Source organism: Bradyrhizobium elkanii USDA 76 (genome assembly GCF_023278185.1).
Classification (GTDB): Bacteria; Pseudomonadota; Alphaproteobacteria; order Rhizobiales; family Xanthobacteraceae; genus Bradyrhizobium; species Bradyrhizobium elkanii.
On sequence record NZ_CP066356.1, the window covers coordinates 1,056,932 to 1,070,594 of the forward strand.

Annotated in this window: 14 protein-coding genes; 11 read left to right on the forward strand and 3 right to left on the reverse strand. The window is 66.3% G+C overall.

Annotated elements, in window-relative coordinates:
- Positions 1–2 precede the first annotated feature (2 nt).
- Complete coding sequence (locus JEY66_RS04995) at positions 3–1,502, forward strand: PepSY domain-containing protein (RefSeq protein WP_016845237.1); 1,500 nt, start codon at positions 3–5, stop codon at positions 1,500–1,502.
- A gap of 7 nt (positions 1,503–1,509) precedes the next feature.
- Here the strand turns inward: JEY66_RS04995 and JEY66_RS05000 are convergent, their stop codons facing one another.
- Positions 1,510–1,983, reverse strand: a complete 474-nt coding sequence (locus JEY66_RS05000) for a tetratricopeptide repeat protein (protein WP_016845238.1) — start codon at positions 1,981–1,983, stop codon at positions 1,510–1,512.
- 76 nt (positions 1,984–2,059) lie between these two features.
- A complete protein-coding gene (gene gspD / locus JEY66_RS05005) occupies positions 2,060–4,447 on the reverse strand; it encodes a type II secretion system secretin GspD (RefSeq protein WP_170198517.1) in 2,388 nt (795 codons plus the stop codon).
- 336 nt (positions 4,448–4,783) lie between these two features.
- On the opposite strand from gspD, the gene JEY66_RS05010 reads away from it, so the two are divergent.
- The 10 genes from JEY66_RS05010 to JEY66_RS05055 are packed head-to-tail and all read left to right on the forward strand — an operon-like array spanning position 4,784 to position 12,969.
- Positions 4,784–6,460, forward strand: a complete 1,677-nt coding sequence (locus JEY66_RS05010) for a GspE/PulE family protein (protein ID WP_016845240.1) — start codon at positions 4,784–4,786, stop codon at positions 6,458–6,460.
- 4 nt (positions 6,461–6,464) lie between these two features.
- Positions 6,465–7,676: a type II secretion system F family protein gene (locus tag JEY66_RS05015; protein WP_016845241.1), complete on the forward strand. Its 1,212-nt coding sequence runs from the start codon at positions 6,465–6,467 to the stop codon at positions 7,674–7,676.
- A gap of 17 nt (positions 7,677–7,693) precedes the next feature.
- Complete coding sequence (gene gspG / locus JEY66_RS05020) at positions 7,694–8,209, forward strand: type II secretion system major pseudopilin GspG (RefSeq protein ID WP_016845242.1); 516 nt, start codon at positions 7,694–7,696, stop codon at positions 8,207–8,209.
- A gap of 15 nt (positions 8,210–8,224) precedes the next feature.
- Positions 8,225–8,689 carry a type II secretion system protein gene (locus JEY66_RS05025; protein ID WP_016845243.1) on the forward strand — a complete coding sequence of 155 codons (465 nt, stop codon included), beginning with the start codon at positions 8,225–8,227 and terminating at the stop codon, positions 8,687–8,689.
- Entirely contained in the window at positions 8,655–9,074 is a 420-nt protein-coding gene (locus tag JEY66_RS05030; RefSeq protein WP_240536811.1) for a prepilin-type N-terminal cleavage/methylation domain-containing protein, read from the forward strand. The genes JEY66_RS05025 and JEY66_RS05030 overlap by 35 nt, the downstream gene beginning before the upstream one ends.
- A complete protein-coding gene (locus JEY66_RS05035) occupies positions 9,071–9,778 on the forward strand; it encodes a PulJ/GspJ family protein (RefSeq protein WP_016845245.1) in 708 nt (235 codons plus the stop codon). The genes JEY66_RS05030 and JEY66_RS05035 overlap by 4 nt, the downstream gene beginning before the upstream one ends.
- The gene (locus JEY66_RS05040) at positions 9,778–10,692 is read left to right on the forward strand and encodes a type II secretion system minor pseudopilin (RefSeq protein ID WP_018268970.1); all 915 of its coding nucleotides are present in this window, start codon (positions 9,778–9,780) and stop codon (positions 10,690–10,692) included. The genes JEY66_RS05035 and JEY66_RS05040 overlap by 1 nt, the downstream gene beginning before the upstream one ends.
- The gene (locus JEY66_RS05045) at positions 10,692–11,765 is read left to right on the forward strand and encodes a PilN domain-containing protein (RefSeq protein WP_018268969.1); all 1,074 of its coding nucleotides are present in this window, start codon (positions 10,692–10,694) and stop codon (positions 11,763–11,765) included. The genes JEY66_RS05040 and JEY66_RS05045 overlap by 1 nt, the downstream gene beginning before the upstream one ends.
- Positions 11,762–12,325 (forward strand): type II secretion system protein GspM, encoded by a 564-nt coding sequence (gene gspM, locus JEY66_RS05050; protein WP_038378692.1) that lies wholly within the window; start codon positions 11,762–11,764, stop codon positions 12,323–12,325. The genes JEY66_RS05045 and gspM overlap by 4 nt, the downstream gene beginning before the upstream one ends.
- Positions 12,325–12,969, forward strand: coding sequence for a hypothetical protein (locus JEY66_RS05055; RefSeq protein WP_240536814.1), 645 nt, complete (start codon positions 12,325–12,327; stop codon positions 12,967–12,969). The genes gspM and JEY66_RS05055 overlap by 1 nt, the downstream gene beginning before the upstream one ends.
- 20 nt (positions 12,970–12,989) lie before the next feature.
- Here JEY66_RS05055 and JEY66_RS05060 read toward each other — a convergent pair whose 3' ends face one another.
- Positions 12,990–13,646 (reverse strand): prepilin peptidase, encoded by a 657-nt coding sequence (locus JEY66_RS05060; protein ID WP_244620867.1) that lies wholly within the window; start codon positions 13,644–13,646, stop codon positions 12,990–12,992.
- Positions 13,647–13,663: the final 17 nt, after the last annotated feature.

Genomic DNA, 13,663 nt, shown 5'->3' on the forward strand with positions numbered 1-13,663 from the left:
CCATGCGCAACGCTCTGATCCGGCGCGGGCGGCGGTGGCTCTATATCGTCCATCGCTGGATCGGCATTGCGACGTGTCTTCTGTTCGCGATGTGGTTCATCTCCGGCCTCGTCATGATGTACGTGGCCTTTCCGCGCCTCACCGACAGCGAGCGCCTCGCCGCGCTCCCTGTCATGCCCTGGAATAAGGTGCAGCTCGCACCCGATCGCGCGATGGCGATCGCGGGCGTGGAGCGTTATCCGCGTGACCTGCGGCTCGCGATGATGGACGACACGCCCGTCTATCGGGTGACCGGCTGGCAGGGAGAGGTGATCACGATTTCGGCGATCAACGGCAGCGTGATCGACCGCATCACGCCGGACCAGGCGCTGGCCATCGCACGCCATCATCCGCACGCGGTGCGGCCACGCTTGATCGAAACAGTGACGCGCGACCAATGGTCGGTGACGGCGCGCTTCGATCCGTTGCGGCCGCTCTATCTGATCGGCCTCGGCGACCCTGATGGCACCGAGCTCTATGTCTCCGCACGCACCGGCGAGATCGCGCTCGACACCACGCGTCGCGAGCGTATCTGGAACTGGCTCGGCGCGATCCCGCACTGGATCTATCCGACCGTCCTGCGCAAGGACGGCCCACTGTGGCGGGACGTGGTGCTGTGGATCTCGGGTGTCTGCCTTGTCGTCGCGGTCGCCGGCTTCTGGATCGGCATTTTGCGCCTGCGGCTGACGCGCCGCTACGCACGCGACGCCGTCTCGCCCTATCGCGGCTGGATGGCCTGGCATCACATCGCCGGCCTGATCGGCGGCATCTGCGTCTTGACCTGGATGTTCAGCGGCTGGTTGTCGCTCAATCCCGGCGGCGCGTTCTCCGCTCGCGGCATCACCCGTGAGATTGCGATCGGCTACAGCGGCCATGACACGCCCGACATCGTCGCGAAATTTCAGTCGTCGCCATCGATGCCGGCGGTGGAGGCGCGCTTTGTCTGGATCGGCGGACACAGGTTGATGTTGCTCGACGATGGTAACGGCCGCCGCAGCCTCGCCGATCCTGTGACCGGCGCGCAGATGACCCTCTCGCGCGACGAGATCATCGCTGCCGCCCGACACGCAATGCCCGGCGCTGCGATGACATCAGCGCGGCAGCTCGATCAACCCGACGCCTACTGGTACACGCTGCACCATACACGCGAGCTGCCCGTATTGCGGATCGGCTTCGACGATCCCGCCCACACCTGGTTGCATGTCTCCCCCGTCACCGGCGAGATCCTCGACCGCAGCGACGACAGCCGCCGGTCCTACCGCTGGCTGTTCAATGCGCTGCACAGCCTCGACTTCCCGCTGCTGCTGCGCATCTCGCCGGCGCGCGACGCCGTGGTGTGGCTGCTGTCGGCGGTCGGCACGATTATCTCGATCAGCGGGATCGTGATCGGTTGGCGGCGGTTGCGGCGACGCAAGGTGCGAGCGAGGCCAGTGTCGGCGGGCCTCGTGCGCACGCCCTCGTAAGCTGCGATTACTTGACGGTCAGGTGCACGTCCGGCGCCGGCCGATCGGGGGCCCATTCCAGTGCGAACCGCTGTCCGGCAATGATCTCATAGGTCGAGAGCTTGGATGCGACCGCATCGCGGAACCGGAGATAGGCATCGCGCTGCCGCCCGTTCGAGCGGGCCGCGGCCAGATTGAGCCATTTGTAGGCCAGCACGAAATCTGTCGGAACGCCGTGACCCTTGTCGTAGATCAGGCCGAGCTGGGCTTGCGCGAACGGGTCGCCCTGCACGGCGCCGCGATAGTAGCAGTCGGCGGCGGCTGCGTAGGCCTGCGGCACGCCGAAGCCGTGCTCATACAAGAAGCCGAGCATGCCGAGCGCGCGCGCATTGCCGTGCTCGGCGGCCGGCGCGAGCTCCCGAGCCGCCCTGACATAATCGCCGCGATGGAAGGCGGCCGATCCGCGCGCCACGCTGTCGGCGCTCGCGACAGAGGCGGTCATCGCGCAAAGCACGATCGCAAGCGAAGCCGAGAGGGCTGTCCGTTGTGCGAGAACGCGGCGCATCCTGCTGTCCGGCTCAGTGATAGCTGGTGGTGATCGGCGCATTGGTCGATGTCGTGGCGATGCTGCCGCGCAATTTCGATCGAAGCTCCTCGGCCACGGTCTGGGCGTCAGAGCCATTGCGGATGATCTGCGGGCGGATGAAGATGATCAGCTCGGTCCGCTGGGTGCCGTTGCTCTGATGTCCGAAGGCGTCACCGAGGCCCGGAATCTGGTCGAGCACCGGAAGCGCATTGCGGGCGCCGCTCTGCTGTTCGCTGATCAGGCCGGCCAGCAGCACGGTCTGACCGTTGGCCACCGAGATCTGGCTCTTGACCCGTCGCTCCGAAACGGTCGGCGTCAGGTTGACCGTACTGCCGTTGCTTTGGGGAACGTTGCTGATCTCCTGCTCGACATCGAGCCGCACGGTGCCGTTCACGCTGACGCGTGGCGAGACCTTCAGGATGATGCCGGTGTTGCGATAGTCGATGGTGTTGACCACCGTGTTGCTCGTGGTCAGCACCGTCGCGCTGCCGGTCGAGACCGGGACGACGTCGCCGACCTGCAGGGTCGCGACCTGGTTGTTGATCACGACCAGCGAGGGATTGGAGAGCACCTTGACGCTGGTGACGGCGTGCAGCGCATCCAGGATCAGGCTCGGCTGCGTTGCATTTCCGATCAGGAAGTTGAAGCCCGGGAAGCTCTGGTTGATGAAGGCATTGGTGAGCGATCCCGCGACCGAGACCGCGCCGGTGGTCGCGTCCGTGGTGGTCGCAGGCGCGGAAGTGGCCTGGGTGCCGAGGATCGAGCCGGTGTTCGGCTTCAGGCCGAGGTTCTGGCTGGTGAGATAGGTCTGCACGCCATAGGACAGGGTGTTGTTGAGCGTGACCTCGGCGATCGTCGCGTCGATCGCGACCTGGAGCTGCGGCTCGTCGATCTGCAGCAGTGTCGCCTCGATGATCCGGTAGTTGGCCTGGTCGGCATAGATCAGGAGGTTGTTGTTCACGACATCGGGCGTGATGCGGACGTCCTGCATGACGGGCTGGCCGTTGCCGCCGCCGGCACCGCGTCCGGCATCCAGCGCGGCATTGTTGCCCTGGCCCGGAATGTTGGGATTGTTCGCTTGCCCGCCGGCGCCAAATCCCTGGCCCAGGCCCTGGCCTGTTGCGCCTGTCCCCGACGTGCCGCGGGATGCGAAGCCGCTCATGCCTGAATTCGAGCCGTTGTTGTTGTTGAGCGACAGACGGTCGGCGACGCTTGAGGTCGACGAGGTGCCGGAGCCGGGCGCGAGCTGGCTGTCGGCACTGTCGAGCAGGTTGCCGGACGATCCGCCAAGGAACATGTCGGTCAGCACCCGCGCCATCTGGCGCGCATCGCCGTATTTGACGCGGTAGACATGGACCGAGGTGCGCGCCGTGTCGTTGCGGTCGAGGCGCTTGATCCAGGTCGCGGCCGTGTGCAGCATGTCGGGCTTCTTGGTCACCACCAGCACCGCGTTCAGGCGTGCGATCGGCATGAACTTGATGACGTTCTGGCTGAGGCCGTTCTCGCCGGAATCGACGATCTTTTCCAGCTCGGCGATGACAGGCGCGGGCGAGCCGCTCGAGATCGGGAAGATGCCGACGGATTGGCCGCGCATCCAGTCGACGTCGAAACTGAGTACGGTATCGACCGCGGTGCGGCGCTCGGCGCCGGTGCCCTGGATCAGCAGCAGATTGCGCGTCGTGTCGGCGCGGATCGCGCCCGCCCTGGTGGCGAAGCTGTCGGTCAGCTTCATGAGGGTCTGCGCCGACACATATTGCAGCGGGACCACCGAGATGCCGAATCCGGGTTCCGGATTGGCCGCCGCGGCATCGACGCGGCCGCCGCCGACGGCGTCGCCGAGCGGCGTCAGGCGATAGCCTGCCGTATCCTTGAGCAGCACGACGCCGCTCAGGCGCAGTGCGTTTTCAAGCACGAAGACCATGTCGGACTTCGGCACCGGGCGGACCGAGACCAGGCTGACCGTGCCCTGCACCCGCGGGTCGATGGTGTAGCCGACATGCAGAATGTCGCCGAGCACCACCTTGGCGACGGTCGCCACCGGCGTGCTCTCGAAATTCAGATCGAAACCATTGCCGTTCGACGCCGGCTGCGGCCGCGCGTCCGCGACCGCCGTCACTTCGCTTCCGTCATACATCGCCGCGCGGACGCTGCCGCTCTGGCCGCCGCCCGTCGCCGCCAGTGCGCCCACCGGTTGCGGCTGACGCTGCGCCAGATCCAGCGAGCGCACCTTGTCGGTGACGTCAAGTTGGGACGCATCCACGCTCTCGCCGACCGTCGCGGAATTGCAGGAGGCCAACAACCCCAGTGACGTCAAGGCAAAAATGGCTGCGAGGCCGCCACGGATCGTCGGGCAGCGGCCCACTGTGCCTACGCGTTGCATGAAGGCCCTTCGCTTTGACTAACTGAAATTTCGATTGCTTGCGACGATCGGTCCTGCCCCGGAGGGACTCTTAGCGATCGAACATGACAGAAATAAATTGGTTACATGATTGTCGTTCGCGACCTGCCCATCGCATCGCACCTGAATTGTGCAGCCGGCGCGCTGCTTGTGTCCGCGATGCCACCCTCAAAGTTTCTTGAGCGGGGCGAATGATGTGACTTCGCACAGCTGTCACACTTCGGATCGATAACCGCACAATTGCCGGGAGCCGAACACGACGGCGCGCAGCGGCACTTGGCACGAACTGATCCGGGATAGTGTGGCGGGATATCGAGAATGGCCAACGACCTGTCCGTTCGGTTCGTGGATTATCTGCGTCAGAACAATCACCTGGCGCCGGTCGAGGGACCGGCTGACCGGACCGGGCAGGGCGCCGACGTCAGGCAATTGAAGCTGTGGGAGGTCACCAGCCTCTCGCCGACCGAATTCGCCGACGAAGCCGCGCGCTTCTTTGCGCTCGGCCGCCTGACGCTCCAGGAGATGACCTCGGCCGAGCCGCTGGTCGGGTCGTTCTCGCCGCGCTTCCTGCGCGAGACCATGGTCTATCCGTGCCGGGCGGCCGACGGGACCACAGTGCTCGCGGTCGTCGATCCGACCGACCAAGCGACGCTGCGGGCGGCGCAGATCGTGCTTGGCGCTGATATCGATGTGAAGGTGGCTTCGTCGGAAGACGTCGCCATCGCGCTGAACAACTCTTCCAGCGCCGAGGAGGCCGAGGCCGCCGATAACGCGGCGGCGCTGCCCCGGGAAGACGACATCGAGAGCCTGCGCGATCTCGCCAGCGGCGCGCCGGTGGTACGCGCGGTCAACGATCTCATCGAGAAGGCCGTCGAGCTTCGCGCCAGCGACATCCATATCGAACCGTTTTCCGCCGGCCTGATGGTGCGCTTGCGGATCGACGGCTTGCTCCGGCCGGTCGCCGCGCTGTCGGGCGTGCTGCCACAGGCGGTGGTCTCCCGCATCAAGATCATCGCCAACCTCAATATCGCCGAGCGCCGCCTGCCGCAGGACGGCGCGGCCCGGCTGCGGGCCGGTCGCACCGACATCGATATCCGCGTCGCGATCATGCCGACGCAGCACGGCGAATCCTGTGTCATCCGCATCCTGCCCAAGGATCGCGGCCTGCTGGTGGTCGAAAAGCTCGGGTTCTCCGAGCCCGACGAAGCCAAGCTGCGGCGGCTCTTAAAGCTGCCGCACGGCATGGTCGTGATCACGGGACCGACCGGCAGCGGCAAGACCACGACGCTGGCGACGATCCTGTCGATCCTCAATGAGCCGAGCCGCAAGATCCTGACCATCGAGGATCCGGTCGAATACGAGCTTCCCGGCGTCAACCAGTCCCAGATCAAGCCCGCGATCGGCCTGACCTTCGCCACCGCGCTGCGGTCCTTCGTTCGCCAGGACCCTGACGTGATCATGGTCGGTGAAATCCGCGATTCCGAGACCGCGCATGTCGCGGTGCATGCGGCGTTGACCGGGCATCTGGTGCTGACGACCTTGCACACCGAGACCGCGGCGGCCGCGGTGCCGCGCCTGCTCGACCTCGGGGTCGAGGGCTATCTGCTGCGCTCGGTGCTGCGCGGTGTGATCGCACAGCGTCTGGTCCGGCAACTCTGCGAGCGCTGCAAGACGGCGCGGCCGCTGGCGACAGCCGATTTCACCGAGGATCCCCGGCTCGCCGCGCTCGGCTTCAAGGTGGACGAGATCATTCAGGAGCCCTGCGGCTGCGAGCGCTGCGGCGGGACCGGCTATCGCGGCCGCCTCGGGGTGTTCGAATTGCTCGAACTGTCTAATGAACTGCGCGAATTGATCGGAGAGCGAACCGACGGGCTGAAGATCGATACGATGGCGATCCGCTCGGGTATGACCACGATGCTCGACGACGGGGTCGCGAAATGCCGCGCCGGATTGACCTCGCCCGCCGAGATCCTCCGCGTCGCAACGGTGCGGTGACGCCGTGCCGAATTATCGCTATCGCGCTTTGACCCAGGCCGGCGAGATCGTGAACGGCACGATCTCCGCCCCGACCGCGGCCGAGGTGGCGCGGCGGATCGAATATCTCAAGCTGCTGCCGATCGAGACCACCGAGGACAAGCGCGCATCCGGCGCCGCCGGCAGCCGCAGCCTGTTCGGCGGGCCGAGCGCGGCCGAGGTCACCACGTTCACGCGCGATCTCGCGCTGCTGCTCAAGGCCGGTGCGCGGCTCGACGATGCCTTGGAGCTTTTGTCCGGCGACGCCGATGTCGGCCGGATGCGTCCGGTGGTGGCGAAAATTCGCGCCGCCCTGCTCACCGGCGAGAGCTTTGCCGACGCGGTCGCCGATCATCCAACCCTGTTCCAGCCGATGTACATCGCCCTGGTCCGGGTCGGCGAAATCTCCGGCACGCTCGATTCCGTGCTGGAGATGCTGGGCACCGAGCGCGCGCGGTCCGAGCAGATGCGGCGCAAGCTGACCGACGCCATGCAGTATCCGGCCTTCGTGCTGGTCGCGGCATCCGGCGTGATGCTGTTCTTCCTGCTGTTCGTGCTGCCGCAATTCTCGACCGTGCTCGGCGATTTCGGCGGCAAGTCGGACACGGCGCTCGCCAGCTTCATCGCGGTGTCGGATTTCCTTCGCGCCAATGCCACCGCGGCGAGCCTGATCAGCGCGGCCACGATTGCGCTCGCATGGTGGCTGCTGCGGCAGGCGCGCGTCCGCGCCGCCCTGGTCAACGCCATCTCGCGTGTGCCGGGTATCAGCAGCGCCTTCCAGTTCTATCGCGCCAGCCTGTTCTGCCGCAACCTCGGTGTCCTGCTCGGCAGCGGCGTCAACCTCACCGCGGCGTTGCGCATCCTGGTCGACATCATGTCAGTGACCGGAAGCGAGGCGAACTGGACCGCGGCGGCCGACCGCGTTCGCCATGGCGGCAAATTATCGGAAGCACTCGCCGTGGCGGACAGCTTGCCGCCGATGGCGGTCCGCATGCTGCGGCTCGGTGAAGAGACCGGGCAGCTGCCGGTGCTGGCCGGGCGGGTCGCGGAATTCTACGAAGCAAAATTGCAGCGCAGCCTGGACCGGGTCGTCGGCATCGTCGGTCCGCTGGCGATCATCACGATCAGCACCGTGGTCGGCGGACTGATCGTGTCGGTCATGACGGCGCTGCTCTCGGTCACGCAGCTAGTCGGTTAGAGCAGGGGTCATCGGCCATGATATCGCGCAACACCATCATAAAGGCATTCGCCACGCGGGCGGGACGCGCTCGCACAACGTCGCAAAGCCAGAGGCGTTCGGGGCAGGAGGGCTTCACGCTGGTCGAGATGCTGGTCGTGATCGCGATCATCGGCCTGATCATGGGGCTGATCGGCCCGCGCGTGCTCAACTATCTCAGCGAATCCAAGGTCAAGACCGCGCGCATTCAGCTGCAGAGCTTCTCCAGCGCGCTCGACCTGTTCTATCTCGACGCCGGGCGCTTCCCGTCGACGGCTGAGGGCCTTGCCGCGCTGGTCCGGCGCACGCCGGGAGTCGCGGCCTGGAACGGCCCGTATCTGAAGGGGGGCAACGTTCCGAACGATCCCTGGAACCATCCTTATCTCTATCGCTCGCCGGGCGAACACGGGCCGTATGACATCGTCTCCTACGGCTCCGATGGTCAGGAGGGCGGCAGCGGCACCTCCGCCGACATCTCGCTCGAGAAGACCACCGCCGCCAACAACGACCAGTAAGGATGCATGGCAGGCATGAACGACGCGATGCAGCGCGGTTTCACCCTGCTCGAGATGGTGTGTGTGCTCGCCATCGTCGCGCTGCTGGCGGCCGTGCTGCTTCCGTTCATTCCGCACCAGACCTCGCGATCGCGCCTGCAGGCCTATGCGTTGCAGACCGCAACACTGCTGAAGGCCGATCGCAATGCGGCCATCGAGCGCAGCACCAGCGTTGCGACGCTGGTCGATGCACCGAGCCGGGTGATCCACTCCGGCGCGTCGCGCATGACGGTGCGGATCCCCGAGGACGTGCGGTTCGATGCCGTGCTGCCGCAGAGCTGTCAGCGCCGCGCCGCACTGTCGACCATCCGCTTCTTCGCCAATGGCGGTTCCTGCGGCGGCTCCATCGCGCTGACGCGGCTCGATGCGGGATACGAGGTCCGCGTCAACTGGCTTACCGGAAGGGTTGAAATCGTTGCTCGCGACGTCGCCGCCAACTAACCGCCGGGAAGCGGGGTTCACCATCATCGAGGTGCTGGTGGCGCTGGCGCTGGTGGCTGTCTCGATCGTTGCGATCGGCGCCGTCATGGGCGTCAAGACGCGCGGCGTGCGGGCGCTCGAGCAGCACGTGGCGCTGATGCAGGCGGTGCGCACCTTGATGACGGTCGGCATCCCGCCCCGCGCGGAATTGCAGTCGGGCACCTCGACAGGGCAGGCGGAAGGCTACCGCTGGACCATCGACGTCGCTCCGCTCGGCGGCGACTGGAAGGTGCCCGAGGGCAATGTGCCATGGGCTCCGGAGCTGGTGCGCATTCGCGTCAAATCTCCGGGCGGCGCGCTGTCCGACATTCGCACCGTGCGCCTGATGCCGAGGTCGTCGGAATGACCCGGGCAAGGGCAGACCAGCGAACGGGCGAGCGCGGCTTCACGCTGATCGAGACCATCGTCGCGCTGGCGCTGATGGGGCTGTTGCTGTCGGCGCTCGCCAGCATCACGGCGCAATGGCTGCCGAGCTGGAACAGGGGCCTCGACCGGATCCAGCGCAGCGAATTGATCGGGATCGCGCTGGAACGGATCGGCGCCGATCTTGCCGCCGCGGAGTTCGTTGCCGCCAACCGCGACAGCCACAAGCCGCTGTTCGACGGATCGGAATTGTCCGTGATGTTCGTGCGCACATCGGTGGGGCCGAATGCGGGGCCGGGGCTCGACGTGGTGCGTCTTGGCGAGACGCGCGATCGCGGCGAGTTTGTCACGGTTCGCACGCAGACGCGCTTCACGCCGCTGGCCGACGGGGTGTCGCTGTCGGAGCAGGTCCATCTCGGCAGCCCGGTGGTGCTGCTGCGTGCGCCCTATCGGCTGTCGTTCGCCTATGCCGGCGCTGACCGGGCCTGGAGGAGCGCGTGGAAGGACGCCGACAGGCTGCCGGCGATGATCCGGCTGACGGTGCGCGATGCGGCGAGCCAGCGCGTCCTGTCGGTTTCGACCATCGCGCCGGTCCATGTCCAGATTCCGAGCGACTGCACCAAGCCGGACGGCAATTGCGGCGACAAGCAGAGTTCCGGCAGTCCCACCGATCAGGGGAAGACGTGATGCGCGCGTCCAGCAATATCGGCCGATCGCCGGCCAATCGCGGCTTCGTCATCGTTGCCGTGCTCTGGATCCTGCTGGCGCTGTCGTCGCTGGCGATCATCTTCTCGGCCTATCTGGCTGCGTCGGCGCGCGCGCTGGCGGCCAGCGACCTTTCGTTGCAGACCGAGGCGCTGGTGTCGGCCGGGCTCGAGCTCACGGCCTATCAGCTGACGCTGACGGACGAGAAGACGAGGCCGCAGTACGGGGCGTTTCAGTTCGGGCTGGACGATGCCAGCGTCGGCGTCACCTTCACGTCGGAGGCCGGCCGCCTGGATCTGAACTACGCGTCGAAGGAGATGCTGATCGGCCTGTTCGTCGTGCTCGGCGCCCAAAAGGACGCCGCCAGCGAATATGCCGACCGGATCGCCGGCTGGCGAACCCGGCCCGCGCCGGGCAGCGAGAATGTGGAGGCGGCACGCTACAACGCGCTTGGCTATTCGCCGCGGCAGGGGCTGTTCACCCATGTCAACGAGCTGGCGCTGGTCGCCGGCATCCCCGAAGCGTTTGTCGATCGCGTGTTGCCGTTCGTGACGGTGTTCAACGGCGGTCCGGATGTTGATCCGACCATCGCCGCGCCGGAAGTCGCTCTCGCCGTCGATAAGGCGTCGGGGAAGGACCAGGACGGCTTCGGCGCGCGCCCGGCTTCGCCGAACGGCATCGCTGCCGGAACGCAGGCCTCAAGCCAGCAAAGCGCGGCATCGACGGCGCAGAGCCCGTGCTATCGGATCGCAATCTCGATCCGCTTCCGCAACGGTCACCGCACCACGTCCGAGGCGGTGATCGCACTCGGTGACAAGGTCGAGCCCTATCGGGTGTTGTCCTGGCAAAACGATGTCGAGCCGCGAAACCCGGTTCTGCTGCGCAAGAGAGGATAATGGCAATGCTTGCCGAGGCACGGCAATGGTTCGAGCAATGGATCGGCGCGGTCGCGACGGCCGTCGACGGCGTCGCAGGCAGGTTCATGCGCCGGCGCAGCATCGAGCTCGACGAGAATGGCGACGGCACGTTCACCGCGCACCTCGCGGTCTCGAAGGATGGCTCGCCTTCGACGCCGGTTTCGTTCCGGCTTGATCACGATGCGCCGCAGCCCCCGCTGCCGGCCGACTGGAAGATCGCGTTCGACGGCAGCCGCATCGAGGTGCGATTGCGACCGGATCAGATCGTCAGCCGCGTGCTCGATTTCCCGAGCCAGGCAAGCGAATTCCTCGACGGCATGATCCGCGCGCAGGTCGACCGGCTGACACCATGGAGCGCCGCCGATGCCGTCTTTGGCTGGAGTTCGCCGCAGCCGATCGCCAATGACCGCATTGAAGTCGCGTTCGGCGCGACCGCGGCGACGAAGGTCGATCCGTTGATCCGGATGGCGAGGGTGCTCGGCGCCGCCTCCGTGGCGGTTTCGGCGCCGGCGGTTGGTGGCGACGGCGTCGCGCAGCAGGTGACGCTGCTCGACAAGTCGCTGCGCGGCCTTGCCGGGCCTTCGGTTACGCGCCTGTTGCGCGTCGGCCTGGTCTCGACGGCGGCCGCGGCCGCGGTCTCGCTGCTGCTGAACATCTATCTCGGCGGGTGGCTGCAATCAGAGCAGGACGACCTGCAACACCGGATCGCCCAGCGCCGCGCCGCGCTGCGTCTCGATGCCAATGGCGACTCGTCCGGGCTCGGCCTGCTGGCCAAGCGCAGGCAGACGACGCCGTCGAGCGTCATGGTTCTGGAAGCGGTCTCGCGCGTGCTGCCCGACACGACCTATGTGACGGAGCTCCGCATCGAGGGCAACAAGGTGCAGGTGGTGGGACTGACCCAGGATGCGCCGTCCCTGATCCGCCTGCTCGAGCAGTCACCGCAATTCACCCGCGCGACGTTCTTCGCGCCGACGACGCGCGCGGCGAATGAATCGGCCGAGCGGTTCCACGTCGAGGCCAACATCTCAGCCTATTTTGGGTCCGGCTCATGAGCGCAGCATCCCGATCGCTGACGGCTGTCAGCACCTCGCCAATGGTCGCGGCCGCGAGCTATCTCGGCCTGTTCGTGCTGCTGCTCTTTGTCGTCATCTCATCGCTCTCGGACATCATCGGCCGGCGCAGCGATGTCGCGGCATCGGCCGGAATGCTGGAGCAACTGGAGGGGCGATCCAGGGCGAATACCGCGCCCGGTCAACCCGCGATGCCGACCGGCTCGGCCTATCTCGAGGGGGCGACCGTCACGGTCGCCGGCGCCACCTTGCTGCAACGTGTGTCGGGGGCGGTGATCAAGGCCGGCGGCAATGTGCTGTCGACGCAGCTCGATGTTCCGAACGCGCCGGCCAAGGCCGGCTTCATCAGCATGGTCGCGAGCAGCGAGATCGAGCAGGCGCAATTGCAGCAGGTGCTCTACGATCTGGAAGCCGGCATGCCATTCTTGTTCATCGACCAGCTGGTCGTGCAACCCGTCGCCGACGAGGCCGCCAAGGGCGCCGATCCCGGCAAGCTGCGCGTGCTGCTCGGCGTCTCCGGACAATGGCGAGGAGCCAAATGATGCGATGCTTGGCGACGACCATCGTGCTGTTGGCGGTGTCGGCCTATTCGGCGCCGGCTGCGGTGCCTGCCCCATCCGGCGATGCATTGGACGCCGGGATGCTCGACGATACCCGTCTTGGCGGACCGGTGCTGAGTTCACCGCCACCGTCCGAACCGGCGACGTCGGTTCGGGTGGCCCCGTCGTCGGCACCGACGCCCCGGCCGCTCAGCGCAAATCCGTTGTGGGGCATCCCGCTCAAGACGCTGTCCAACACGCGCGACCGCCCGGTGTTCTCGCCGTCGCGGCGGCCTCCGCCCGCCGTCGTTGCGGAACCGGAGGTCAGCAAGCCGGCGCCGGCGCCGCCGCGCAAGGTCGCGATCGAGCCACCGCCGCTGTCGCTGGTCGGCACGATCGCGGGAGATGACGAAAGCTTCGGGATCTTTCTCGATCAATCGACCAAGACGGCGCTGCGGCTGAAGATCGGCGATGACTTCCAGGGTTGGAAGCTGCGGACCATCAATGGACGCGAAGTCACGATGCAGAAGGACGATCAGGGGGCGGTACTCACATTGCCTCAGCCCGGCGGTGATGAGAGCGGCGATGTCCGCCTCGTTCCGGTCAGCACGGAGAGGAAGCCCTTGGCTGCGCGGCGCCAGATGTGATGGCGCGTCGGAGCGAGATGCTAGTTCAACGCGAGCCAGCTCTGAAGCGCCGGCGTCACGAGAAGCCCGAGCGCCAGAAACGGGCCGAACGGGATTGAGGTCTGGCGCTTCATTTCGTGGCCGGCGAGTTGCAGGCCGCCGGCAACACCGAGCGCCGCGATTGCCGCGATCAGCAGCAAGGTCGGAATGCCTGTCGCACCGACCCAGATCGCCGCGGCGGCAAGAAACTTGACGTCGCCAAGTCCCAATCCGTCGACTTGCCGCAAGGCGAAGTAAACACGCTGCAACAGCAGGAACAGGATGCCGATCAGGACCGCGATTCCCATGGCGGTGAAGGCGGCCATCGTGCCTTCGGTGACGACGACGTTGGCGAGACCGAGCGCCGCGATCGCAAGGTTCAGCCAATTGGGAATGATGCCGTGGCGAAGATCGATCAGCGCGACGGCGCAGCAGAGTATGCAAAGCGCCCCGTAAGATCCGATAAGATAAAGAGCTTCTCGATCAATCTGCATGGCGACGGACAAGTGACGGGTGCGGGCGTTGTGTTGCAACAACTCACGCGCGTTGAACAGTCCAATTTCAATCGGTCTACAGCAGCGCGAACGAGTTTGCGAGATTGTGATCGTCACCGACGCTGGCGAAGCAAAAAAGGTGCGACAAAAAGTCCGCGCTGTCACAAATCCGCATAGGATAC